Source organism: Rothia sp. HMSC061C12 (assembly GCF_001815755.1).
GTDB lineage: Bacteria > Actinomycetota > Actinomycetes > Actinomycetales > Micrococcaceae > Rothia > Rothia mucilaginosa.
Map to the genome: position 1 here is coordinate 68,024 of NZ_KV821842.1, position 26,507 is coordinate 94,530.

Sequence of the window (26,507 nt, forward strand, 5' to 3'; positions counted from 1 at the left end):
CGCATATATTAAATCTCCGTTCTGGAATGGCTGTAAATATCAGTTCATTACAGGGCGGAGATTATCTTTATCCCCTCCTACACGGATACACTGAAAGGTAGTGTCCGCAATACTGAACTCTATTCAGTTCAGCATTCCATCCATTCGAGAAAGAGACCCCCGCATGGATCCTCAGCAGAAAACGGCAGCGCCTGCCGTTGCCGGCTACATTCCCGAATATTCTGAAACACCGCATAGCGGATCTTTCGATATTGCCCAGCACGGTTTGAGCAGCGATGATGTTGCTCGCCTGACTGCTGAAGGTAGGGTCAATACCCAGAACAATAAGTCTTCTCGCACGCTGTGGAGCATTATGCGTGCGCACCTGTTCACGGTCTTCAACTTTGTGTTGGGTGCCTGTGGTGCCGTGGTGATCATGTACCAGCGTTGGGCTGATCTGCTCTTCCTGGCGGCTGTTATCGCTAACGTGGTGATTGGTTTTGTGCAGGAGTACAAGGCGAAACTTGAGCTGGACCGCATCTCCCTGCTGGACCGCTCCCCCGCTACTGCCGTGCGTGACGGCAAGAGCGTTGAGGTTCCGATGGAGCAGCTGGTTGAGGGTGACGTTGTCATCCTCAAGCGCGGCGATCAGGTTCCGGCGGATGCTGTTGTGCTCACCTCCGATTCTTTGGAGCTGGATGAGTCCCTGCTGACCGGTGAGAACGACCCGATTGCTAAGCGCCCCGGCGATATGGTGCTGTCGGCGTCGAGTGTGCTGGGTGGTACCGGCCGCGTCCTGCTCTCTCACGTGGGTGCGAATTCTCGTGCAAGTAAGATTTCTGATGAGGCGCGCCAGTTCTCGCGTATTCAGTCTGAGCTGCGTGATGCGCTGAACCGTGTGGTCCGCTGGATTACGGTGGGTCTTGCGGTCATTATTCCTGTGGTGTCGTGGGGTCAGATTCAGGCTGCTGGTGGCCTGGAGACCGTGCAGCAGAACCACCTGTGGGAGCAGGTTTCTATTGCTGTGGTGTCCTCGGTTGCTTCGATGATTCCGCAGGGTCTGGCGCTGATGACTACTCTGGCGTTTGCGGCGGCGGCTGTGGCGCTGGGCCGTAAGCACAACATCCTGGTGCAGGAGCAGCCTGCGGTTGAGGTTCTGGCTCGTGTGGATGTGGTCTGCTTCGATAAGACCGGCACCCTGACTGAGGGTGGCGTGATTTTTGATTCGGTGCGCCCGCTGGACACCGTTGCTGAGGCTGAGGGCCCGGCTGCTGACTCTGCCGAGCACACTTCTTGGCGTGCTTCTCTGCCTGCCGGCTGGAATGAGGCGCTGGCATGGTTTGGTCACGATGAGAACGCGAACCCGACCGCTGCGGCTCTGACCGGTGGCTTCCCGGATGCTTCCTCGGCGTCGGTAAGCGGTATTGTGCCGTTCTCGTCGGCTCTGCGTTTTAGCGCGATTGAGTTTAAGGATTCGGGTGCGTGGCTTCTGGGCGCTCCGGAGGCGCTTCTCGCCAAGGGTAGCGCTGAGCGTGAGCGTGCCGCTGAGCTGGCGGCACTGGGTCTGCGCACGATGGTTTTGGCGCATGCCTCTGCGGTGGTTCGCAACGAGAAGGATGAGCCGATCCAGAAGATCCCGTCGGATGCTGCCCCGGTTCTGTTCGTGATTTTCCGTGAGAATGTGCGAGCGGATGCGCCTGAAATTGTGGAGTATTTCCACCGTCAGGGTGTGACTCTGAAGGTCTTCTCGGGTGATAACCCGTTCACTGTGGCTGCGGCTGCGAAGACTGCGGGCATGGATACGTCTGCGGGTGCGGTTGATGCTTCGACTCTGCCTGAGGACGGTCCGGAGCTTGCTGAGGCTGCGGCTACTCACAATATTTTCGGTCGTGTGTCGCCCGAGCAGAAGAAGAACATGGTGATTGCTCTGAAGGAGCGCGGCCATGTGGTTGCGATGACCGGTGACGGCATTAACGATGCTCTGGCGCTTAAGCATGCAAGCTTGGGTATTGCGATGGGTAACGCTGCTCCCGCGACGAAGGCTGTTTCTCGTCTGGTTCTGCTGGACGGTAAGTTCTCGTCTCTGCCGGCTGCCCTGGAGCAGGGCCGCCAGGTCATTACGAACATTGAGATGGTGGCGAACCTGTTCTTGACGAAGACCGGTTTCGCGATTCTGCTGGGTGTTCTGTTCAGCCTCTTCGGTTTGACCTTCCCGTTCTTGCCGCGTCAGTACTCGACGGCTGACTTCTTGATTGTGGGTGCGTCGTCCTTCGCGTTGACTCTGCTGCCGAATTCGCGCCGTTATGTGCCGGGCTTCTTGCGCCGCGTGCTGAATTACACGGTTCCGAACTCGATTATTGTGGTTGCGATGCTGTTGGCGGTGACGTTCACGGCTCGTGGCATGGGCGTTGAGGACATCCGTCAGATTCAGACGGCTTCGTTCATCACTCTGGTAATGATGGGTCTGTGGAACCTGGCTGCGGTGGCTCGTCCGTTCAACCGTGCTCGTGTTCTGCTGTTTGGCGCGTTGCTGGCGGTGTTCTTCGCGGCGCTGTTCGTGCCGGTTCTGGTTGAGTACCACCAGTTCGTTACTGTGCTTCCGCACCTGCTGTGGACGGCTCTGGGTGCTGGTGCTCTGGGTGCCGTGCTGATTGAGGTGAATGCGCATCGTAACCGCCGTTGGCAGAAGCGTCATTACCCTGAGCTGGAGGTTGCTCCGCTGAATTTCTTCCCGGCTAAGTAGTTAGCTGGAGGTAGTTGCTTCGGTGGCGTGTGGGCCCCGTATCCTGTGGATGCGGGGCCCTTCCGCGTCTTCGCATGTGGCCCCTCCGGAGTGCGCGGGAGCCCGCCGGGAGACTCCCGCAAGCAGTGTCGAGGGCGTGCCCCAGCTATCACTTGGGTGAAACATTTAACAGCTTCTGATAGCTTCTACCTCTCACCTTGCTCTTAACCTGGGAAAACCCTTAGAGTTACAGGGAACTATTTGAGAAGGGAAACCTTCTTCAGGGTTGTTACTGATTTGGCAGGCAAGACCTGAGTTACTCAACACCGTAGTGGGACAGCAGTACCTTCTGCTGAATATTCCCCTCTATTTGCTGTACCGAAGCTCCAATAGTGGGCACGAGTGTAGTGCTTCCGGTGGTCGAGAGACTCGGGTCTTTTGTGTTTTCTGGGGTGTTACCCGCTTCTGGGTTTCCCCTTTCTGGGGTCCCCGGCGAGCGCAGCCTCCTGTAGCAACACGTAGTAGACATTGACCGCATATCTAAGGAAGTATCGTGAATAACCGCGAACTTGGCGAGAAGATTCTTGACGGCCTGGGTGGCCCCGAGAACATCGCGCACATTACTCACTGTGCAACCCGCCTTCGTGTCACTCCTGTGTCTAACGATGCAGTGCAGAACAAGAAGATTGAGGGCCTGCCCGGCGTTCTCTCTGTGATTGAGCAGTCCGGCCAGACTCAGGTTGTTCTGGGCGATCGCGTTGAGGCTGTGTACAACGAGATCAACGCTCTGCCTTCTATGTCCGGCCACGCTGAGGGTGACACCAAGGTTGAGGCTGAGGGCAAGAAGTCCGGCTGGCTTACCAACGTCTTCGACGTTCTGTCTGACTCCTTCCGTCCTCTGCTGTGGGCACTTCTGGGTACCTCGATGATTCTGACCCTGATTGTGTTCCTGCAGCAGCTGGGCTTCTTCGGCCAGTACACTGACTTGACCGGTCAAAGCGTGAACATCGACATCATTAACGGTGCTCGTGTGGCTGACCCGGAGGCTGCTAAGGCTCTGAACACCCAGTGGATGCAGCAGTTCGCTTTCTGGTACATCCTGAAGGCTGCTTCGCTGTCGGTTCTGAACTTCATGCCCATCATGCTGGGTGCTACCGCTGCTAAGCGTCTGGGCGCGAACATGTGGGTTGGTGCGGCTATCCCCGCTGCACTGATGACCGGTACCTTCACCGATCTGACTGCTCTGGCTGACAAGACCACTAAGATTCTGAACGTTCCGTTCTTTGGTCTGGATCTGCCGCTGTACGCATTCAGCTACACCGGTCAGGTCTTCCCCCCGCTGCTGGCTGTTGCTCTGCTGGCTCCGTTTGAGCGCTTCCTGAAGAAGGTTATTCCTTCGATGCTGCAGATGGTGTTCGTGCCGATGATTTCGGTCATGATTCTGGTTCCGGTGACCGCGTTCCTGGTGGGCCCCATCGGTATCGGTGTGGCTATGGGCATCTCTGACTTCCTGAAGATGATTAACGATGTTGCTCCGGCTCTGGTTGGTGCTCTGATTGCTGGCCTGTACCTGTTCATGGTTCCGCTGGGTCTGCACTGGCCGCTGAACGCTGTCATGATTAACAACCTGCAGACCATGGGTACTGACTTCATTCAGTCCCCGATGGGTGCTTACAACTTCGCTGTGTTCGGTGTTGTGACCGGTGTGGCTATTAAGGCTAAGCACGACCGCGAGCTGCGCCAGACCGCTGTTGGTGCGTCGATGTCCGGTCTGCTCGGTGGTATTTCCGAGCCGTCCCTGTACGGTGTTGTGCTCCGCTACAAGCGCGTGATCCCGATTATTCTGGTTCCCGCTGTTATTGGTGGCGCTACCATTTCCTTCCTGGGCGTTAAGTCCTACGCGTTCGCGTTCACTTCGCTGCTGTCGATTCCGGCTATGCAGCCCTCGTACCTGTACGTGATTGGTCTGGCTATTGCGTTCTTCGGCGCTATGACCGGTGTTCTGCTGTTCGGTTACGAGTCGAAGGCTGACGCTGTAAGGCACGCTGCGGAGCGTAAGGCTGAGGATGCTGAGGCCGCTCCTAAGGCTGAGGCTGTTGCCGCTAAGGCTGCTCCGGCTGCTGCCGCTACTGCGACCGCCGCTGCTGCACCCGCTGCTTCCGCTGGTGAGGTCATTGAGCTGCACGCTCCGATTGAGGGTACTGCTGTTGCTCTGTCTGATGTTCCGGACCCGATTTTCGCTGCTGGCAAGCTGGGCGAGGGTGTGGCTATTGAGCCGACCGGTACCACTGTTGTTGCTCCCGCTGCCGGTAAGGTTGCTGCAACCTACCCCTCGGGCCACGCTGTGGGTCTGAAGCTGGAGAACGGCATTGAGCTGCTGATTCACGTTGGTCTGGATACCGTGAACCTGGACGGTAAGGGCTTCAGCGTGAAGGTTGCTAAGGGCGATGTTGTTGCTGCTGGCGACGCTCTGATTGAGTTCGATCCTGAGGTTATCAAGGAGGCGGGTTACCCGCTGATTACCCCGGTGATTGTGACCAACACCCGCAAGTTCACTGAGGTTAAGGGTCTGCCGGGCGTTGCTCACCAGAACCTGAGCACTGTCCTGAAGGTGACCACTAAGTAGTTCGCTTTCTAGGCTCTAAGGGGCCCCACCATTGTGGTGGGGTCCCTTTCCTTATGTTCCCTTTCCCTTATGCCCTGTTTCCTGATGTGCTGATTCTTTGAGCCGGGTTTGCTGGGCAGGGTTTGCTGGGGTTTAGGCACTACCCTGGGGTATTTCTGCTAATGTAAGAATACGCTCAACAAGGAAGTTCTCAAGTGATAGGGAATACGATGATGTCTTCTGATACTAGGACATGGGATACCGGAGTGTGGGAAGAGCAGCAAAAAAGCTACGCGCTCTTTCTCCTGTTCGGCGGCTGATGCGTCGGCTCAATCTTGAGGCGCTCGTCTACGAGTCTGCGCCGTTTCCGGTTCTGTTACGTAAGCTCTCCGCGCTGATTCCAGCCTGTCTTCTGTGGTGGGTTATCTACGAACCGCACCGGCTTGCTTCCTTCACCAGCCTCCCCGAGGGTACTCACGCTATTACGCTGCTCCCCGGAGCCTGGGGTGACCCCGCTACGGGGGCTTATGGAGGTCTTCCTGAGCTACCGGGGGTCCTCGTGCGCTGGGTGCTGTGCATCGCGGCAATGGTGGCTGTCGTTCATGTCTGCGGCGTCAAGGCGAAGGGGCAGAGCTTCACCATTCCTCACGATGCGCGTTCACGGTTGATTGCGCTGATGCAGGCTCTGGGCATTTTCGGTGCTTTTGCACTGGTCGTCTGGATTGAGTACATGATGACTCCGCTGACCCTCATGTTTGAAACCGTGTACGCTGGCCCGACCGCCGTCTATAGCGGCGACGGCATGATTCCCCTGCACCTGTTCCTGTCCTCGTCGTTGAGCGCTATTTTCTTGGGATATTTCTGCGTGAATATTCTTGCCTCGCTGAATATCCCCGGGTACCTGGGCATCCCCGCAATTATTTACGTGGGGGCGCTCCCTTGGGCTCAGGCGGAGCGGCACCAGTTCACGTTGGCGCTGGCGTGGGTCATTGCGGTGACGCTGGTGAGTTGGCTCGTGCGCGGCATGTGGGGCACTCTGCTCGCCTGCGTGGGCTATTCTCTCTGGATTGTGCTGGTGGCAACCAGCGGTGATCCGTTTGATCTGTCCGCTAATATGAGCCGTGTGCTCGTGATTTTGGGTTTCCCGCTGGCTTTCATCGTTGCTGGAGGCGGCATTTACCGTATCTTCTATCTGCGGCAGAACCCGAAGATGTTGAGGTACCTGCAGGAGCGTGCCCTGTACCTGGGCGAGTGGTAGCAGCCAGTTAGAGTGGCGCTCCCCTAGTTTTTGTAATTACATATCCCGCTAATGTATCCAGCTAAAGGACGCAGAACAAGCGGGACAGAAAAATCCCGGGCACTCTCTCGTGAGAGTACCCGGGATTTCGAGTCCTACAGGACGGCTAGAGCGTTACCGCAAGCGGTACTACTCCTGCCAGCCAACGTTGACCCAGTAGTCAGCGCTGGTGTAGCTCTGCTTGAACAGGGACGGACCGTAGTTCGCGACCTTAGCCTTAACAGCGGCGTACATCGGGCCGTTTGCGTAGGGCAGGTACACTGCGACCTTCTCGTAGTAGAGCTTCTCCGCCTCGTTAGCGATCTTGATGCGCTCGTCTTCCTTCTCGGTGTTCTGCAGCTTCTCGATGAGCTTATCAACTTCGGGGTCACCGACTCCGAACACCTCGGTGGTGAAGAAGTAGGGTGCCGAGGAAGCCAGGTCGGGCAGAACGCCCCAACCGGTGAAGATTGCTTCGTAGCTCTTCTGGCCAAGCACGGAGTTGGAGTTCGACTGCGGCTGGTTGTCAGCGCTCAGGCGGATACCTGCGGACTTCAGCTGCTGCTCCAGAATCTGGTAGACCGCCTGGTAGACCGCCTCGGAACCGAAAGAGGTCAGAGCGAAGCCAGCAACCTTGCCGTTCTTAGCGTAGTAGTCGCCGGACTTGGAGTAGCCTGCAGCCTCCAGAATCTTGCCAGCTGCCTGTGCACCGGTGTCACCAGCGTAGTTGTTCTGGTAACCCTTCTGGAACGGCATTGCGATGATGGAGCCGGGCAGCGGCTCGGTCCAGCCAAGCTGCGAGAAGTATGCCTTAGCGATCTGCTCGCGGTCCACAGAAGCAAGGATTGCGCGGCGCAGTGCCAGGTCCTCGATGCGCTTGGGGTTCAGCTGAATGATGTTGACGTTGGTGTTCTGGCTCTGGCGAATCTCGGTGCCAGCCTGGCCCTTCACAGCGTTGTAGCTGGTTGCACCCACGAAGGTGAAGGCGTCCAGTTCGCCGTTCTTGAAGCTTGCACGGATTGCTTCGGAGTCCATCTGACGCCAGATGATGCGGTCCAGCACCGGCTTCTCGCCCCACCACTTGTCGTTCTTGACCAGGGTGAGCACCTTCTGGGAGGAGTTCCACTCGCCAACCTTGAAGGGACCTGCCCAGTACTGGTCGAGGGGCTTGTCAACGAAGCCTTCGTTGAAGAGGTTGACGTCTTCCAGTGCGGGGTGGATTGCGAAGGCGCACAGACCCTCGGAGGGGTAATACGGAGCCTTCATGGTGACCTTGACGTGGAAGTTGTCGCCGTCCACAGCCTCGATGCTTTCAACCTGCTGCCACATGGTGTTATCGGTGATGTGGTAGGGGTTGTCGGTGACTGCGCTGTAGACCTTCCACATGGCGCGAACAGCGTTCACGTCCATGGGAGTGCCGTCGTTGAAGGCAGCCTTGGGGTTGATCTTGAAGGTCGCGGTCTGCACGCCATCGACGGTCTCGGTCTTGTGCTCGGTGCAGAACTCGGGGTTGAGGGTGCCTTCGCCTTCGGGGCTCATGGTGTAGAAGCCCATCACGGCGGGAATGTTGCAGGGTGCCAGAGCGTCCAGGTTGCTGGAGGTGTAGCCGCTCTGGGTCTGCAGGTTGAAGTTGGGGCCCAGGGCGGTAGCCGCGAGGGTCAGGGTGCCACCCTGCTTGAGGGAGGAACGGTCCTGCTTGTTGACCTGAAGGTTCTTCAGAATATCTTCAGCGTTGTTAGCGGCGCTACCGCCAACCTTTTCCTTCGAGCTGCCGCAGGCAGCCAGTAGACCAACGGTGCCGAGGGCAACGGTGCCGGTCAGGAGGGTACGGCGAGAGACAGACATGCTCTTCATGGAATTTCTCCTAGAGTATTCGCAGTGTTGTGGAGGCGGTACGCGAACGGTGCGTAACCCACACTCCAACCCGGCGGGAGGACAGTCTCTGCCGGGGTTGCGGGCAGAATGCCCACATTTGTTTTAAGTATATCCGTGCGACTCTCTTAGGAACGGGAAAGCGGCGTGCTACAGAAGGTTTTAATCCTTTTGTAACACGCCGCTGTAGCGCTTTTACCCCTTATGGAGTGTGTGAGCGGTGCTCAACGCTTAGTTTTGCTTCTCCCAACCGACGTTGATCCATACGTTCGGGTTGTAGTAGGGCAGGCCGAAGAGCATGGGGCCGTAGTTCGCCAGGCCCTTACGGCACGCCTTGAAGTTCGGGCCGTTGTGGGTGGGCACGTAGATGGCGACCTCGTCCAGGTGGCGCTTCTCCAGCTCGTTCATGATCTTGAGCTGTTCCTTCGGGTCCTCGGTGGACATCATGGTTGCTGCCAGCGAGTCCAGATCCTTACCGTGACCGTTGTTGGTCTCGGAGATGTAGAAGTAGTTCGCCGCATCCACCGGGGAGGTGGTGATGCCGTAGCCACCGGTCTTAATCGCGAAGTTCTTCGAGGAGATGATGCTCGACATTTCAGAAGCACCGTGGTTCTCGATGGTCAGTTCAACGCCGATTTCCTTCATCTGCTGGACGAGGAACTGCGCGGTGGAGCTGACAACCGGGTCGCTACCGAAGGTGATAACCGGGTAGGAGACCTTAGCGCCGTCCTTAGCGTAGTAGTCGCCGTTCTTGGTGTAGCCTGCGTCCTCAAGGATCTTGGTGGCGACGTCCTTGCCAAGCTTGGTCGGGTAGTTGTCCTGGTAGCCTTCCTGCATGGGTAGCATGCACATGGAGCCGGGCAGGGTTTCCTTCCAGCCGAGCTTCTCGTAGCGCAGCTTCTGCAACTGCTCACGGTTGAGGGCTGCAACGAATGCGCGGCGGACGGGCAGGGGCACCTTTTCGGGGTTGATTTCGTAGTTGCCCACGCTGAGAGCGCTACCCTTGCGAATGTCGGTGTTTGCCACGCCGGAGAGCTCGTTGTAGGAGCTGAGGGTGCTGGCATCCACGTAGTCGATTTCGCCGTTCTTGTAAGCTGCCTGCTCTGCCTGGGAGCTCATTTCACGCCAGGTGATGCGCTCAAGAGCGGGCTTCTGGCCCCACCACTTCTCGTTGCGAACGACCGTGAGCACCTTGGAGGAGGAGTTCCACTCGCCGACCTTGAAGGGACCTGCCCAGTACTGGTCGAGGGGCTTGTCGTTCAGGCCGTCGTTGAAGAACTTGGGGTCGGCGAATGCCGGGTGCAGGAACGAGGTGAAGCTGCCTTCGATGGGGTACCAGGGCTTGGACATGGTGACCTTCACGTGGCGGGTATCGCCGTCCACAGCCTCGACGCTTGCGACCTGTTCCCAGATGGGCGAGGGGGTGATCTGGTAGTCCGAACCGGATGCCGCGGCGGTGTAGATGGTCTGGTAGCTCTTGACGGCGTTCACGTCGATGGGGGTACCGTCGTTGAAGGCTGCCTTGGGGTTGATCTTGAAGGTCACGGTCTGCACGCCGTCAACGGTTTGCGCCTTGTATTCGGTGACGTAGTCCTCGTTCATGTGCGACTCGCCGCGGAAGTCAGCATAGAAGCCGCCGGTGAAGGCGGAGTTGATTGCCGCCTGAATGTTCAGGTTACCGGCGGTGTAGCCGTTGGTGTTGAGGATGTTGAAGTTCGGGCCAATGCCGTCTGCGCTCAGTCGCAGCTCGCCGCTGTCCTTGAGGGCGGAGCGGTCCTTCTCGTTGTAGGAGACTGCCTTGGAGAGGTCGTCGCCGGCGGAGAGAGCGCTGGTTTCGTTCTTGGAGGAGTTGCCGCCGCAGGCTGCGAGCAGGCCGACGGTACCCAGGGCAACGGTGCCGGTGAGCAGGGTACGACGGTTGAGGGTGAAAGTGGTCATTAGTTTTCCTCAGTTAGGTGGGATGCTGAATTTTTGTACGCGGGGGAACACAACCCGCACACCTTTGTGACAGCACGCACATTTTGCATTGGCAATAGTATACACACATTTCCCATGCACTATGACCTAGTTCACCGTTTCAGGGAAAATATTTCAGCCAATCCCCGAAACTGCCCCACCACAATAACCACCCATCAAAAACGCAGAAAAGTCCCGCAGCATCCCGCCTCTGAGGCGGAATACCGCGGGACTTTACCCTTCCGGAGTCTTATGCCGGCGCCTCCAAAAATTCAGCAACTACCGAATAGGAATCCAGAAAATTAACGTGTGGCTTTAGTTCTGCCAACCCACATTGGTCCAGCGCTTGGGGTCGGTGTAACTGGTTGCGAAGAGGGAAGGACCGTAGTTAGCCAGCTTCTCCTTCACAGCTGCGTAGCTGGGGCCGTTAGCGTAGGGGAAGTAAATAGCGACCTTCTCCATGTGCTGCTTCTCAGCCTCAGCAGCCATCTTCAACTGCTCCTCGTGGGATTCCTTCTCGTAAATGGACGCGATGAACTTATCCAGCTCGGGATCGCCCACACCTTCGTTGATTTCGCTGGTGTAGAAGTACTGAACACTGTCTGCGGGGTCAGCACCAATACCCCAGCCGGAGAAGGCGCAGTCGTACTGCTTAGAGCCCATCACGGAGTTGAACTGGGACTGCGGCTGGTTATCCTGCTCGAGCTTAATACCTGCTGCCTTGAGCTGCTGCTCGAGGTTCTGGAACTGAGCCAGGGAGGTTGCATCCGAACCGAAGTAGGTGATGGAGAAGCCTGCAGTCTTACCGTCCTTGGCGTAGTAGTCGCCATTCTTGGAGTAGCCTGCTGCTTCCAGGATCTTTGCCGCAGCCTCGGGGCCGGGGTTAGAAGGCATAGCGTCCTGGTAGCCCTTCTGGAAGGGCATAGCAATCATGGAGCCGGTCAGGGGCTCTTCCCAGTTGATCTGGCCGAACTTGACCTTAGCCAGCTGAGAGCGGTCAACCGCGGCGAAGACTGCACGGCGCAGGGCGGTGTCGGTCACGCGGGTCGGGTTGAACTGCAGGTTGATCACGCCGACGCTCTGGCCGGAGCGAATCTGGACACCGGGCTGACCCTTGACGGCGTTGTAGGTTGCCAGGCCAGCAAAGCCGATGCTGTCCAGCTCGCCATTCTTGAACGCTGCGCGCTCTGCTTCGTCGCCCATTTCACGCCAGATAATGCGGTCCAGCAGAGGCTTCTCGCCCCACCACTTGTCGTTGGGCACGAGGGTGAGGGTCTTAGCCGAAGAGTTCCACTCGCCAATCTTGAAGGGGCCGGACCAGTACTGATCCATGGGCTTGTTCACGAAGCCGTTGTTGAAGAGCTCCTTGTCGGTCAGTGCGGGGTGCAGACCGAGCAGGCCGAGGGTCTCGGCAGGGTACAGGGGCTTGGACATGACGATCTTGACGCGGGTCTTGTCGCCATCCACGGGGTCGATGGACGCTACCTGCTGCCAGAAGGGAGCGGCGATGACGTTGTAGCCGTCATCGGGGTTGCGATAGACGGTCCACGCGGCGCGGATTGCCTCAATGTCAACGGGGGTGCCGTCATTGAAGACAGCCTTAGAGTTGAGCTTGAAGGTGATGGTCTGCACGCCGCCAACGGTCTCTGCCTTGTAGTCGCTGACATAGTCGTCGTTGAGGCTGTATTCGCCAGCAGGGCTCAGGGAGGTGAAGCCGATAGCGGAGGGGATGTTGCAGGCGCCACCGAATGCGGTGAGGTTCTCGGTGGTGTAGCCGCTCTGAGTCAGAATGTTGAAGTTCGGGCCGACTGCAGAGACGCTACCGCGGAACTCGCCACCCTGCTTGAGGGAGGAGCGGTCCTGCTTGTTGATTTCGAGGTTCTTGACGATTTCCTCGGTGCTTGATGCAGCCTTACCGCTGATCTTCTTGTCAGAGCCGCCGCCGCATGCAGCGAGCAGGCCGACGGTACCCAGGGCAACAGTGCCGGTCAGCAGGGTACGGCGGTTAATACGCAGATGAGTCATGTGTTCTCCTCGTGCCGGAGGGCTCGGGTGTGCATCGTATGGCGCACGATGTTGTGCGTCTTGTGTGCAGTGGCGACGAAGCCTCTGCCGATCACCCTTGTGAGAGCCCCCACATTGTTTGTGATTGAAACACAGTATACCCCCAAAAGAAGCGGCGCAGACCACATTCCAACCTCCACACAAACCGTACGGCGTATAAAAATGGCACCTGCGACATCTTCAACCCTCACCATTACACGGAACACATGCATAAAAACTAAAAAATAAAATATTATGTCCGATCAGCATGCGAGCGCGTCACATCCGGTGCTTTGAGAGTCGTTACAAGTTACAAGCACAGCGACGGGGCAGCTAAAGCGCACTGAACCCTCCACAAGAAAAAGCTCCCCGCCCCATACGACACTGCGAAAACGTATAGGGGGCGGGGAGCTTAAAACTGCGGCTTATGCCATCCAGCCGACGGTAGACCAGTCGGTGGTCTTGAAGAGGAACGCACCGTAGTTAGCGAGCTTCGGGCGGCATGCCTTGAAGTCCGGGCCATTGAGGAAGGGGATGAAGAGGCAAACCTCGCTCATGTGCTTCTTCTCAATTTCGTTGCACTTCTCGGCGCGCTTAGCGTCATCGAGGATGGTGACCATCTCGTCGACCATAGCGTCGATTTCGGGGGTGCCGACGCCGTTCCAGTTCTTGGAGTGGTAGAAGTACTCGGCTGCACTGGTCGGCTCGGAGGTCACGCCGAAGCCCGAAATGCTTACGTCGTACTCGCGGTTACCAACAACCTTCGAGAATTCAGACTGTGCACGCGAATCGAGCTCGAAGTTAATGCCGATTTCCTTCATGCTCTGGATGAAGGTCTGTGCCTGGCCCTTGGTAGTGGCGTCATCACCGAAGGTGGTCAGCTTCAAGGTGATGGTCTTGCCGTCCTTCGCGTAGAAGTCGCCGGACTTGGTGTAGCCTGCCTTCTCCAGGACCTTGCGTGCTTCCTCCGGGTTACGTGCCGGGTAGTTGTCGCGGTAGTACTGGGAGGAACCCAACAGAAGCATCGAGCCGGGAACTTCTTCTTCGTAGGGCAGACCCTGGAAGCGAATCTTTGCCAGAGCACCACGGTCGATACCCAGGAAGATTGCCTTACGGACAGCAACATCAGTGATGTGCTCTGCGTTCAGGTTCATGCCGCCGGCGAAGAGGCGGCGACCGCGGCGGATTTCAGAGTTTGCAACGTCCTTCATCTCGTTGTAGGCGCTGAGGGTACGTGATTCCACGACGTCCAGCTCGCCGTTCTTGTAGGCGGCGCGAGCTGCAGCGTCTGCCATTTCACGCACGACGATGCGGTCCAGCTTGGGCTTCTCACCCCACCACTTGTCGTTGGGCACAGCAGTGAAGGTCTTCTCGGAGGAGTTCCAGCCGTTGGGTGCCAGGGTGAAGGGGCCGCAACCGAGCTCGGGGTGGGGGTTGTCCACGAAGCCTTCATTGAAGAGGTTTACGTCGAGCATCGCCGGGTGCAGGATTCCGCCGAAGAGCAGACCCTTGACGGGGTTGTGCGCAGTCTTGAAAACAACGCGTGCGTGGTAGCGGTCGCCATCGATAGCTTCAACGCTTTCGATGTACTCGTAGATACCTGCTGCGGCAATCTTGTATTCACCGTCGGGGTCACGCTGGATCTGCCAGGTTGCCTTGAGGGCGTCGATGTCGATGGGGGTGCCGTCGTTGAAGACTGCCTTGGGGTTCAGGCGAACCTCTGCGGTGATCTTGCCGTCTACTTCCTTAGCTTCGAAGCCGAGGCAGTAGTTGGGGTCGAGCTCGTCTTCACCCTTGAAGGTGCTGCGCCAGATGCCGGCACCGGCGATAACGCCCATGGTTTCGGAGACGGAGGTGCTGGAGCCGTTCTGGGAGAAACGGTTGAAGTCCGGACCGAGGGAGTAAGTGCTCAGGTTCAGGGTACCGCCCTGCTTGAGCTTCGAGGCATCTTGCTCGTTGATTTCATAGAACGGGGTTTCGCTTGCCTTGTGCTCGGTCTTGGAGGACGAGGAGCCACAAGCGCTCAGTACGCCGGCAGCAGCGACGGCGGTTGCGCCGCCGAACAGTACGCGGCGGCTCATGATCGGGTTGAATCCGGAGAGGGAGGGGATGGGGTGGGGGCTCATGATGGGCTCCTTGCGGGGTGTGGACTGCGCTGATGCAGTGTTTGCAGTGTAGAGTGGGTGGCTCGCGTGCTCTGGAGGCGGGGTTTCCGCCTGTAGGAGCGCCTGCTATCTGCGGTGATGGGCGGGCAGGTCAAGCCATGCAAAATAATGTGACCTAAAGCTATGTTCTAAGCCACATTTAATATTTTTAGTAGTGTACACCACACATATCACTACAAGTGTGCAACACGATAAATATTTCTTAATTATTACGCCCGGCCCTAAGGCAGCGGGCCTAAATCCATATCGACACAACCCCACTATCCTTCGCGCAACACCCCTCCCCCACCTCCAGAAATGGTCAGCAGGCACAGCAAAGCGGGCCGAACGCGCATATACGCATTCGACCCGCTCATAGGACAGGAACCCCTAGGAGTTCATCCAGCCCACAGCAGCCCAGTCCATCGACTTGTACAGGCGCGGACCGTAGTTAGCCAGAGTCTTCTTGACCATCACAAAGTCAGGACCGTTCGTAATGGTGCCCAGGAAGGCGAACTCCGCCATGTGCTTCTTCTCAATCTCGTTGCAGGCGAGGTTACGTTCCTTGTCATCCTCAATGAGGGTCATGGCGTCGATGAGGGCATCGATTTCCTTGCTGCCGATACCTTCGTTGTTCTCGGAGTAGTAGAACTGCTTGGTACTCTCGGTCGCGTCAGCAGAGACCGAGTAGCCGCTGAAGGAAATATCGTAGTCCCAGTCGCCCAAAATGGTGGCGAACTCGCTATCGGCATGCTGATCGATCCGGATCTCAATGCCAACATCCTTCATCTGCTGGGTAAAGGTCTGAGCCTTACCCTTGGTGGTCGGGTCATCACCGAAGACCACCACTGCACAGCCAGCCTTCGTGCCATCCTTCTCGTAGTAGTCGCCGTTCTTGGTGTAGCCGGCGGCTTCCAGAATCTTCTGCGCCTCCGAAACACTGTTATTCGGGGTCGGGTAAGAATCCTGGTAGTAGGGCGAGAAGGGCATGTGAATCATCGAACCGGGGATAGCTTCCTCGTAGGGCAGACCCTGGAACTGAATCTTTGCGAGTGCTTCACGGTTGGTGCCGACGAAGATTGCCTTACGCAGGGCAGCATCCTTGACGCGGCGGGGATTGATATCCAGGCCGCCGGCGTAGAGGCGGGTGCCCTTACGCAGTTCGGTACCCGCAATGTTCTTCACCTCGGCATAGGTGGAGGAGGTGCTTGCACCAATAGCGTCAATTTCATCGTTCTTGAACGCGGCACGTGTAGCGCTGGACTCCATCTGGGTAAAGACGATCTTGTCCAGCAGAGGCTTGGTGCCCCACCACTTGTCATTGGGTACAACGCTGAAGGTCTTCGCAGTGGAATCCCAGCCCTTATCCGCCAGGGTGAAGGGGCCAGCCCAGTACTCGGGGTGGGGCGCATCCACGAAGCCGTTGTTGAAGAGCTCGACGTCTTCCAGTGCGGGGTGCAGAATCTCAGAGAAGAGGCTCTGCAGCGGGTGGTAGGGCTTGGAGAAGGTGACGATTGCGCTGTAGTCGTCTTCGCCCTTTTCTACGGATTCAACGAATTCGTAGATGCCACTGGAGACAATGTTGTAGCCATTATCCAGGCTCTTGAAGATGTTCCAGGTGGACTGGAGCGCCTTGTAGGTGATGGGGGTGCCATCGTTGAAGACGGCCTTGGGGTTGAGCTTGACGGCAACCTGAATCTTGTCGCCCTTCTTGCTGTGCTCGAAGGAGACAGCGAAGTCGGTGTTCAGCTTGTAGGTGCCATCAAAGTCGAGGTTCCACATGCCAGCCTGACTGATGGTGCTCATAACGGTGACGTTATCGCTGGTGTTACCGCTCTGGGTGTAGAAGTTGAAGTTCGGACCGATGGATCCGGCGGGCAGGCGCAGGATGCCGCCCTTCTTCAGGCTGTTCACATCCTGAGCGTTGATGTTGTAGAGGTCTTCGATATTGGCACCGGCGCCGGCGGCCTTGGTCTTTTCAGAGCTTGCGCTGCCGTTGCCGCAGGCGCTGAGCAGACCTACAGCTCCCAGAGCCGCGGTGCCGCCAATGAGGGCGCGGCGGCTGAAGCTGTTCTTAGTCGCTTCGTGGCTACTCGCGGTGTATGCGGTGTTGGCGGTCATGGGAGTGGTTTCCTTCTGTCTTGCGTGGGCGGGTGTATCCCGTATCCCCGAAGTGTTGATTATTTATGCAGAGCACTGCATAACTTTGTATGACTCCACTGTAGCGCGCCCCAGGATCGAAAACCAAGCATTTTTACAATATTTCTTAATATTTATCGTGTCTTTTGGATATTCATACTATGAATACCCTGTTTTTGCGCGAATTTTTCGGATTTTGCCGGATAGCTATACCATCACTCCCCCACATAGGTACACAAAAGCACCCAAAGCCCCCTCCAGAAATGCAAAAAGTGTCCACCCGGATAATCCGGGTGGACACTTTCAATAGCTCTAGGCTAATCACCTAGTAGGTGAAGGGAAGAGGACTTACTTAGCCCAACCAACCTTCTCCCAGTGAATGCCGGTGCCCTGGAAGAGGGACACACCGTAGTTGTGCAGACCCTTCTTCACGAACTTGTACTCGGGGCCGTTGATGAGCGGAATCAGCACTGCGAACTCAGCCAGGTGCTTCTTCTCAATCTCGTTGCAAGCCAGGTTGCGTTCCTTGTTGTCAGCAATGAGCTTCATCTTTGCAATCATCTCATTGATCTCATCGGAACCGGCTTCCTCGGGCTTACGGCGCATGTAGAACTGCTCGGTAGCCTCGGTAGCATCCGGGGAGCTCGGAGCGAAACCGGAAGAGGTTGCGTCGTAATCCTTGGAGGTCATGGTCTTGTTAAACTCGCTAACAGCACGGGAGTCAAGCTCAGCATTAATGCCTGCAGACTTCAGCTGCTGAACCAGGGTCTGACCGACAGCCTTGGAGGTGGGGTCCTCACCGAAGATGGAGAACTTGAAGGCAGCCTGCTTGCCGTCCTTCTCGTAGAACTCGCCGTTCTTGGTGTAACCTGCCTCTTCCAGAATCTTGGCAGCTGCAGCAGCATCGTTGTTCGGAGTCGGGTAAACGTCCTGGTAGTACTCGTTGAAGGGCATGTGAATCATCGAGCCGGGAAGCTTCTCTTTGTAATCCAGGCCCTGGAAACGAATCTTGGCGAGAGCCTCACGGTTCAGACCAGCAACCACAGCACGACGCAGAGCAACATCCTGCATGCGGGCGGGGTTCATGGTCACGCCACCGGAGAACAGGCGAGCGCCTCGGCGAATCTCGGTGTTAGCAACTTCCTTGAGCTCATTGTATGCAGAAACAGTAGTAGCACCAATCGCATCAAGCTCATCGTTCTTGAATGCTGCGCGCTCAGCAGCGGAATCCATCTGACGGAAGACGATACGCTCCAGAACGGGCTTCTCACCCCACCACTTCTCATTGCGGGTCAGGGTCAGGGTCTTTTCGGTAGAGTTCCAGCCACCCTCGGCAATGGTGAAGGGACCAACCCAGTACTCGGGGTGCGGCTTGTCCACGAAACCAGTGTTGAAGAGTTCCTTGTCCAGCAGAGCCGGGTGCATAATGCCAGCGAAGAGGGTCTCCAGCGGGTAGTAAGGTGCGGAGAAAGTTACCTTCACCTTGAAGTCGTCACCGTCGCGCTCCACGGAAGCAATGCTGCTGTAGATGCCGCTGGTACCAATCTTGTAGCCGCCATCGGTGCTCTTGAGGACCTCCCAGGTAGCCTGCAGAGCCTTGTAGTCAATGGGGGTACCGTCGTTGAACTTAGCCTGGGGGTTCAGCTCAATGGAGACAACGGGCAGACCGTTTTCTTCGGCGACATCGAAGCTCTTCGCAAAATCGGGAGCCAGAGTGCGCTTACCCATGGGGTCACCCTGCCACAGGCCTGCGTAAGCCACGGGGCTCATAGCAGTCTGGGTGTACAGGGAGTTGCCGTCCGCGCTGAAAAGGTTGAAGTCCGGACCAATACCGGGAATAGCCAGGCGCAGAGTGCCGCCATCCTTCAGCTCAGAAACAGCAGCCTCACCAAGGTCGTAAAGCTCCTTTGCATCGGTGCCCACGGTTGCGCCCTGGGTGGTTGCCTTGGAGTCCTTGGACGAGCCGCACGCAGCCAGTACGCCCACGGTACCCAGTGCTGCAGCGCCACCGAGAACGGTACGACGGTTCAGGATGAAATTCTTCTCCATGAGAGTGTCCTCTTATACGTTTGACCCTCAATAATCCCGCAGGAAAGCGTCAAGGATTCCCTGCTCATGCGCCGCCCAAAGGGTGCGGTGAGCGATGAATTAGTGCCGGTCTATGAATGTGTTCCTTCGGGTACGCCCCTAGCGGCGCGCCCATGGCTTAATTATGGCTTACAGCCCGCAGGAAAGCCCGCCCATAAATATTCATATCTTGAATGGTGAGAAAGGTTATACCTAGTCAGGGCGGTTTTGCCTGTTTCCTGGGGCGTTTCAGTGCCTAGCGCCACATTCTGCGGCTCCCACCGTCTCACTAGGTGACAATCTCGAACAACGTACAAGCCCGCCGATACCGGGCATAAAAAACCCGAGGGGCGAATATTCAACGAATATTCGCCCCTCGGCACACATGCGACTTATTCAGCCGACTCTAGAGCTACACCGTAGCGGCTTCAGCCTCCGGGAAGTAGCAAGCATAACCGTGATCCTCACCCTCAACGTGGGTCAGTTCCGGCATCTCCTCCAGGCAACGACGCTTCTTGTCCTCAGGCAGGAGCTTGAAGACCGGGCAGCGGCTCGAGAAGCCACAGCCCTTAGGCGCGTTCACCGGAGTGGGCAGGTCGCCCTCAAGCATAATGCGGTGGCGCTTTGCCTCAACCTCGGGATCCGGAACCGGAATCGCCGAGAGCAGTGCACGGGTGTACGGGTGAATCGGGTTGTCGAACACCTGGTCGACGTCACCAATCTCAACGATACGACCCAGGTACATCACTGCAACGCGGTCGGATGCGTGGCGAATCACCGCGAGGTCGTGAGCAACCATCAGGTAGCTCAGACCCAGGTTCGCACGCAACTCCTCCAGCAGGTTAATCACGCCAGCCTGCACGGACACGTCCAGTGCGGACACCGGCTCATCCAGAACCACGAGCTTGGGGTTCACAGCCAGCGCACGAGCAATACCGATACGCTGACGCTGACCGCCAGAGAACTGGTTCGGGAAGCGGTTCACGTGGTCAGGCTGCAGACCCACAATGTGCATCAGTTCGATGACGCGCTTCTTGATGTCTGCCTTGTTCATGCCCTGGTTTTCCAGGGGCTCCGCAAGCACCTCGTAAACGGTGAAGCGCGGATCCAGAGCACCGGTGGGGTCCTGGAACACCATCTGCTGGTTCTTACGCAGCTCAAGAATCTCACCTGCGGACTTGCCGTCCTTGGTGGAGGTTCCGTTAATCAGAATCTCACCGTCGGTGTTCTTGTTGAACTCCATGATTTCCAGCAGGGTGGTGGTCTTACCACAACCGGACTCACCCACGATGGAGAAGCACTCGCCCTCGCGAATGTCGAAGGACAGGCCGTTCACAGCCTTCACAGTGCCCACGCGGCGCTTAATCAGCGCACCCTTCATGAGCGGGAAGTGCTTCTTGACGTTGCGGACCTCCAGGACGGGGGCACGCTCCTCACGCGGAATACCGTCGTACTTCGATACCGGGGGTTCCGGAACCGGGTACAGCTCGTCTGCGGTCTTACCGACCAGCTCCTGAGAGATGGTGCAGGAGGAGTAGTGGCCCTCGCCAACGCCTTCCAGCAGCTGCAGATCGGGCTCGCCGTTGGAGTCCTGGCAGCACTGGCCACCGCTCTTAGCGATGGGGCAACGCGGGCGGAAGGAGCACGCGGTCACCGGGTTAATCAGGTTCGGAGGGGTACCCTCAATCGGAACCAGGGAGACCTTCTCGGAACGGTCCACACGCGGGACCGCACCCAGCAGGCCAATGGTGTACGGGTGGGAGGGATGCTTGTACAGGTCCTCTGCCTTCGCAATCTCCACCGGCTTACCGGCGTACATCACCAGAATGTCGTCAGCCATACCAGCCACAACACCGAGGTCGTGGGTAATCATGATGGTCGCTGCGCCGGTCTCATCCTGAGCCTTCTGCATAACCTCCAGCACCTGCGCCTGAATGGTCACATCCAGTGCGGTAGTGGGCTCATCGGCGATGAGCACGCGGGGGTCATTCGCAATCGCCATAGCGATCATGATGCGCTGACGCATACCACCGGAGAACTCGTGCGGGAAGGAACGCAGGCGGTCAGCCGGCGAAGGAATGCCCACCATACGCATCAGTTCGATGGAACGGTCCTTGATAGCCTGCTTGCTCATGCCCTTGTTGTGGACCTTGAGCACCTCAGCAATCTGATCACCAATGGTGTACACGGGGGTCAGCGAGGACAGCGGATCCTGGAAGATCATAGAGATCTCCTTGCCGCGGTATGCGCACATTTCCTTATCGCTCAGACCCAGCAGCTCGGTGCCGTTGTACTTGACCGAACCGGTGATGTCAGCGGTAGTCGGGTGCAGGCCCATGATCGCCATGGAAGCAACGGACTTACCGGAACCGGACTCACCCACAATACCCAGGGTCTTACCGGGGTACAGGTCAAAGTTCACACCGCGAACAGCGTGCACGACGCCATTCTCAGTGTTGAAGCGGACGTTGAGGTCCTTAACGCTCAGAACGGGAGAGGTACTCATTAGTTCTTCGCCTCCTTTGCAGCGGCAGCGGGTGCCTCTGCCTTCTCGTTCTTCTTGGACTTCTTGATCTTACCGACCGACATCGAAGTCGGGTCGAATGCGTCACGCAGACCGTCGTTCATGAGGGCCAGCGGACCAACCAGCAGGAAGAAGAACAGAACCGGGAACCAGAACATGTGCGGCAGGGTGTTAATCTGCTGCGAAGCATCCGAAATCAGCGAGCCCAGCGAGTAGTTGGGGTACTTAATACCGATGCCGATGAAGGAGTAAGCGACCTCAGAGAGCACAGCGCCCATGATGCCGCTGGTGAAGTTCAGAACCAGCAGGGAGCCAATGTTCGGAACCAGGTGGCGCATCACAATCTTGAAGGGGTGCACACCCATGTAGCGTGCAGCCTTCACGAAGTCGCGGTTGATGAGGGACTGCGCCATTGCACGAATAACACGGGCGCTACCCATCCAGCCGAAGGCAATCAGCACTGCAGAGAGCAGAACCCAGGTGGGGACGCTCTTCTGAATCTGCTTACCAACCTGACCGTTAATCAGAATTGCCAGAATCAGCAGCGAGGGAACCATGATCAGGGTCTCGAGGATGAACAGCATGATCTTGTCAATCCAGCCGCCGAAGTACGCCATCACACAACCGTAAACTGCGGAGATGAACACAGTGGCCAAACCGACGACCACACCAATCTGGAGAGAGGTCCAGACGGCCTCAGACATCATGGCGAACACGTCATTACCCGCGATGGTGGTACCGAACCAGTGCTCGGCCGAGGGGCCTTCACCCAGCGCCATGTAGTCAATGTCGTTGGGCTTGTACTTGGTCAGGTACTTACCGAACAGACCGAACAGACCCATGCCGATGAACACGCACAGACCGAAGACTGCAGCCTTGTTACGCAGGAAGCGGCGCAGAATAATAACGCTCTTGTTGATGACCTTGAAGTCACCGTTCTCCTGTACCACCGGTACGGAGGAAGTTGCAGTTACCTGACTCATGAGATCCTCACTCGGGGGTCGACGATGGTGGTAGCGATATCAGCGATGATCGCACCGACAGCGAACAGTGCAGAACCGTACGCGAGGGTCACGGTCGCAGCGTTCACGTCCTGCGCGGAAATGGAGTCAATCGACCACTTACCGATACCGGGCCATGCAAAGACGGTCTCGGCGAAGAATGCACCCGCAAAAATCATCGGAATCTGGTACGCGATGGACTGTGCCACGGGGATGAAGGAGACGCGCAGTGCGTGGCGAGTAATCGCCTGGTTACGGGTCAAGCCCTTAGCACGAGCGGTACGCACGAAGTCAGCGTTCACGTTATCGAGCAGGTACTGACGCTGTGCAATCTGGTAACCAGCCCAACCGAAGATGGTCATACAGAAGGTCGGCACGACGTAGTGCGCCGCCATATCCATGGTGATTTCCCAGAATCCGGTCAGACCCGGAGTCGAAATACCGGTCACATAGAAAATCTTCTCTCCACCATTAGCAACGGCGATGTTGTTGATAGTGGTCGCGCCCTGCTGCACCACGAAGTAAGCAACGGGAGCGGGGATGATGTAGACCAGGTAGGAGTAACCGGTGATAACACGGTCAGAGAACTTGTACTGGCGAGCTGCCGAGTACACACCCAGGGCAATACCAATCACAATCGAGAGAATGGTAGCCACCAGCAGCAGGCGGGTAGAAACCCACACGCGCTGGCCAAATTCCTGGTTAATGTACGCGCCGTTGGGGCTACGGCCCCAATCGAACTTGGTGACCACATTGGTCAGCCACTGAACGTAGCGGTCCCAGGGGTTCATTTCGGGATCGAGACCCAGGGATGCGAAGTTACGGTTCACCTGCTCGGGGCTAGGCTTCGGAACCTTTTCCTGCTCCAAGAGGGCAGGCTTCAGGGCAGTAACCGCTGCAAAGTAACCCATCGTGGTCGTAATAAAGACCATGACGAGGTACGTCAGCGATCGCTGGAGGATGTACCTAAACATGGGACGGTTCCCCTCCTTGTGTAGATGTCGGTGTTAAGGCATGTGTGTCATGCTGTCCTAGCGCACTGCTTCGTGATGACTGTCACTAGGAGCATATGTACTTTATCTTATATAGCCTGTAACACTTCCACCAAACCCACATTGGGCACTTTCACCCCTTAGAACAGCCTGTATGCAAGCTAAAAGGGAGCTGGGTAAAAAAATGCCCCGGAATACCGGGGAAAAGGGGCGGATTAACAATTTTTACGAAAATTTTACATCGGAAACAATTCTCTCGACATAGGGACGTAATAACCTTTTCGATAAGCGCTTTAATGGGGCAAAACACCACGTAAACCCACTATTTAAGGGACTAAACCAACACTTCCAACCCCTAAACCAAGCACTAAGGCACACCTCTTAAGCGCGCTATTTAAGGCAACTCAGCCAAAAACGGCGCCCCGGCACGAGCACACGACTCGCACCGGGGCGCCGCTTATATAGGAAGGCAACGCCTCCGCATCTAGTGCTAAGACCCTAGCTCTTAGCGTTAGGCTCCGAATCCGGCGAAGCCTCCGAGCTCAACGACTCGGCAATCATCCTACGGGTAGGACCCCGCATGCTCTTCAGAGCCTGCGCATCCTTCGCCGCCATCTCCGGAGTAATCACCGGAATCGCACCGGTCGCCGCACGGGCAATATCAACAGCCGGCTCAGTCTCCAGGGTCGTCGCCAGCGCATCCTCACGAATGAAGAACAGAAGCAGCGTAGACACCAGGCCCAGCGGAACCAGGTACAGGAACAGCGGAATCAGCGCATCGTTATACGCATTCACAATGATGCCGTGCACCGGCTCCGGCAAAGACGCCACCAGCTCAGGAGTCAGAGACGAAGACGCATGGCTACCCGAAGACTGCAGCGCCTGCTGCGGCATACGCTCAGAAATCAGCGACGTCAGACGCGAGGTAAACAGACCACCCACCAGCGAGGCACCCACAGTAGCACCCACCTGACGGAAGAAGTTATTCGCAGCCGTCGCAGTACCCACAACAGTCACAGGAAACGCATTCTGAACAATCAGAGTCAAGAACTGCATAGACATACCCAAACCGGCACCCATCACCGCAAGGTAAATACAGAACAGCCAGGTCGGAGTCTCAACAGTCACGGTCGACAGCAGGAACAGGCCCAACGCCACAATTGCGGTACCGCTCGTCACATAGCCCTTATAGCGGCCAGTCTTCGACACCAGGCGGCCCGTCACAATCGACACCACCAGCATGACGCCCATCATCGGGATCATCAGCAGACCCGCCACCGTAGCGCTCACACCCAGTGCCATCTGCAGGTAGGTCGGGATGTACTCCACCGCACCGAACATTGCCACACCCAGCGCCAGCGAAGCACCCAGGGTCAGCAGGAAGTTACGGTTCTTGAACAGGTACATGGGCATGACCGGCTCAGCCGCACGGTTCTCCACCGGGATAAACACCAGCGCAGCAACCACAGAGAAGACCAGCAGACCAATAATCTGCGGCGAAGTCCACTCGTACTGGTTACCGCCCCAAATCGTGGCAAGCACCAGCGCACTCGTGCCCGCCATCAGAATCAGCGAACCAAGGTAGTCGATGCTGTGCTTCTCACGGTCACGGAACGGGCGGTGCGGCAGCAAGAAAATCACCGCAAGAATCGACAGGATAGCCAGCGGCAGGTTCAGCCAGAACGCCCAACGCCAACCCGGCCCCTCAGTAATCCAGCCACCAATCAGCGGACCAGCCACCGACGAGAACGCAAAAACGCCACCGATAATACCCATGTAACGGCCGCGGTCGCGGGGAGGAATCACATCAGCAATCACAGCCTGAGACAGAATCATCAGACCGCCACCGCCCAGACCCTGCAGGGCACGCGCGAAAATCAGCCAGTTCATGTTCTGTGCGAGCGCGCCGACCACGGAGCCCGCCATGAAGGAGACAATCGCAAAAATCAGGAAGGGCTTGCGTCCGAACTGATCCGATAGCTTACCGTAGACCGGCATCGTAATCGTCGAAAGCAGGATGAAAATGGTAATCACCCAGCTCATGTGCTCCACGCCGTGAAGCTCACCCACAATCGTGGGCAGCGACGGCGCCAGAATCGTCTGGTTCAGCGAGGACATGAGCATCACAATGACCAGGCCCAGGAACATGGCGCGGATGCGGTTTTTACTTTCCTGCTTAGCCTCACCGGCTGGCGGCTGAGGTAGATTCTTTTCCTCTGTACTCATCGTTTAATCCTTAGTTACGTTCTATATGTCTGTTGTGAGTGTCCGCCGGGCTCTGGATTCGGTTGCCTCGATTCGGGGCCTCGGATTCGGTTTCCGGCGGGCTTTTGTAGTTTGTAGCAGTGAACCGCCGCTAGATTGCCGGTCGGTTCTGCTCAAAAAGCAGGAACTGGAAGGTCTTCACCGTCTGGCGGATATGGCGGGCAATATCCTCTTTATCTTCCAGGTCGCGGGCGAACTCCAGCTGACGAAGCACCGCGGAGGCAAGCTGGACCTTTGCGCGTGATCGCTCCCGGAAGTGATCGGTCAGCGGGTCAGCGGGGGTTCGGCGCGGGAAGGGGCCGCGGCGACCGGCCGCGTCAAAAGCCACCCAGTCAATAGTGTTCAGGTAATCGGTGAGCACCTGTTCGCACTTCATGTAGTGCATTTTCATTCGTTTCGCGGACTCGGGGAACTCCTGAAAGGGAGCTCGGGGGTCCTTGCCATTGGCGTAGTGGAAGCTCTGGAAAATGACCTCCCAGAGAAGGTGGGTTACACGAATGATGGTGTTGTCATCCTCGTGGGCGCGGTCTGTTTCGAGGATTTCCTCGCTGACCACCGGTTCACGCAGACCCAGAACGGCGTCCTCTTTGGAGGGGAAGTAGTTGAAGAAGGTACGCGGGGAGACGCCCGCCTCCTGGGCGATTTCTTCAACGGTGGTTCCGCGCATCCCATGGTCGCGGACGCGTTTGAGGGCTGCTTCGTGGATTGCCGTCCAGGTTTGTTCGCGGCGGCGTTCGCGAAGGCTCTGTTCCTTTTTCTGCATAACTGCAATTATTTCACCACTGCACACAATGCTCAAGTGCATTTTTAGCGTTAAGGCTCACAGCATAGCCGGCTAAACTCCGGCCCCGCCACTGGCACACAACACCCGCACACAATACCGACACATCACATACGAAGCGGCAAACCCACTCCCCCCCCC

14 protein-coding genes are annotated in these 26,507 nt (G+C 57.2%); 3 read left to right on the forward strand and 11 right to left on the reverse strand.

The genetic code is table 11. The features are described 5' to 3' along the window. The first annotated feature begins 163 nt into the window (after nt 1–163). The 3 genes from HMPREF3055_RS01425 (at nt 164) to HMPREF3055_RS01435 (ending at nt 6,564) form a co-directional block, all read left to right on the forward strand. Nucleotides 164–2,722, forward strand: a complete 2,559-nt coding sequence (locus tag HMPREF3055_RS01425) for an HAD-IC family P-type ATPase (protein WP_070737512.1) — start codon at nt 164–166, stop codon at nt 2,720–2,722. Between the two features lie 532 nt (nt 2,723–3,254). Continuing rightward, nucleotides 3,255–5,327: a glucose PTS transporter subunit IIA gene (locus HMPREF3055_RS01430; protein WP_070737515.1), complete on the forward strand. Its 2,073-nt coding sequence runs from the start codon at nt 3,255–3,257 to the stop codon at nt 5,325–5,327. Between the two features lie 298 nt (nt 5,328–5,625). Then, on the forward strand, nt 5,626–6,564 hold the full coding sequence (locus HMPREF3055_RS01435) for a dihydrodipicolinate synthase (RefSeq protein ID WP_246826869.1): 939 nt from the start codon (nt 5,626–5,628) through the stop codon (nt 6,562–6,564). 168 nt (nt 6,565–6,732) lie between these two features. On the opposite strand, the gene HMPREF3055_RS01440 is transcribed toward HMPREF3055_RS01435, so the two are convergent. The 11 genes from HMPREF3055_RS01440 to HMPREF3055_RS01490 all read right to left on the reverse strand — a co-directional run bounded on the left by HMPREF3055_RS01440 (nt 6,733) and on the right by HMPREF3055_RS01490 (nt 26,348). Continuing rightward, nucleotides 6,733–8,436 (reverse strand): ABC transporter family substrate-binding protein, encoded by a 1,704-nt coding sequence (locus HMPREF3055_RS01440; RefSeq protein ID WP_070737517.1) that lies wholly within the window; start codon nt 8,434–8,436, stop codon nt 6,733–6,735. Nucleotides 8,437–8,685: 249 nt separating this feature from the next. Continuing rightward, complete coding sequence (locus HMPREF3055_RS01445; RefSeq protein WP_070737521.1) at nt 8,686–10,392, reverse strand: ABC transporter family substrate-binding protein; 1,707 nt, start codon at nt 10,390–10,392, stop codon at nt 8,686–8,688. Between the two features lie 333 nt (nt 10,393–10,725). Beyond that, on the reverse strand, nt 10,726–12,435 hold the full coding sequence (locus HMPREF3055_RS01450) for an ABC transporter family substrate-binding protein (protein ID WP_070505850.1): 1,710 nt from the start codon (nt 12,433–12,435) through the stop codon (nt 10,726–10,728). A gap of 443 nt (nt 12,436–12,878) precedes the next feature. Next, nucleotides 12,879–14,579, reverse strand: a complete 1,701-nt coding sequence (locus HMPREF3055_RS01455; protein ID WP_049354461.1) for an ABC transporter family substrate-binding protein — start codon at nt 14,577–14,579, stop codon at nt 12,879–12,881. Nucleotides 14,580–14,987: 408 nt separating this feature from the next. Continuing rightward, nucleotides 14,988–16,718, reverse strand: a complete 1,731-nt coding sequence (locus tag HMPREF3055_RS01460) for an ABC transporter family substrate-binding protein (RefSeq protein WP_070737524.1) — start codon at nt 16,716–16,718, stop codon at nt 14,988–14,990. A 366-nt stretch (nt 16,719–17,084) separates the two neighbouring features. Next, the gene (locus HMPREF3055_RS01465; protein ID WP_070737527.1) at nt 17,085–18,785 is read right to left on the reverse strand and encodes an ABC transporter family substrate-binding protein; all 1,701 of its coding nucleotides are present in this window, start codon (nt 18,783–18,785) and stop codon (nt 17,085–17,087) included. A gap of 430 nt (nt 18,786–19,215) precedes the next feature. Next, entirely contained in the window at nt 19,216–21,309 is a 2,094-nt protein-coding gene (locus tag HMPREF3055_RS01470) for an ABC transporter ATP-binding protein (protein ID WP_049346609.1), read from the reverse strand. Further along, nucleotides 21,309–22,310: an ABC transporter permease gene (locus HMPREF3055_RS01475; protein WP_005507216.1), complete on the reverse strand. Its 1,002-nt coding sequence runs from the start codon at nt 22,308–22,310 to the stop codon at nt 21,309–21,311. The genes HMPREF3055_RS01470 and HMPREF3055_RS01475 overlap by 1 nt, the downstream gene beginning before the upstream one ends. Next, a complete protein-coding gene (locus HMPREF3055_RS01480) occupies nt 22,307–23,302 on the reverse strand; it encodes an ABC transporter permease (protein ID WP_005507218.1) in 996 nt (331 codons plus the stop codon). The genes HMPREF3055_RS01475 and HMPREF3055_RS01480 overlap by 4 nt, the downstream gene beginning before the upstream one ends. 516 nt (nt 23,303–23,818) lie before the next feature. Continuing rightward, nucleotides 23,819–25,546 (reverse strand): MDR family MFS transporter, encoded by a 1,728-nt coding sequence (locus HMPREF3055_RS01485; protein WP_070737530.1) that lies wholly within the window; start codon nt 25,544–25,546, stop codon nt 23,819–23,821. Between the two features lie 130 nt (nt 25,547–25,676). Beyond that, nucleotides 25,677–26,348, reverse strand: coding sequence for a TetR/AcrR family transcriptional regulator (locus HMPREF3055_RS01490; RefSeq protein ID WP_239662189.1), 672 nt, complete (start codon nt 26,346–26,348; stop codon nt 25,677–25,679). Nucleotides 26,349–26,507: the final 159 nt, after the last annotated feature.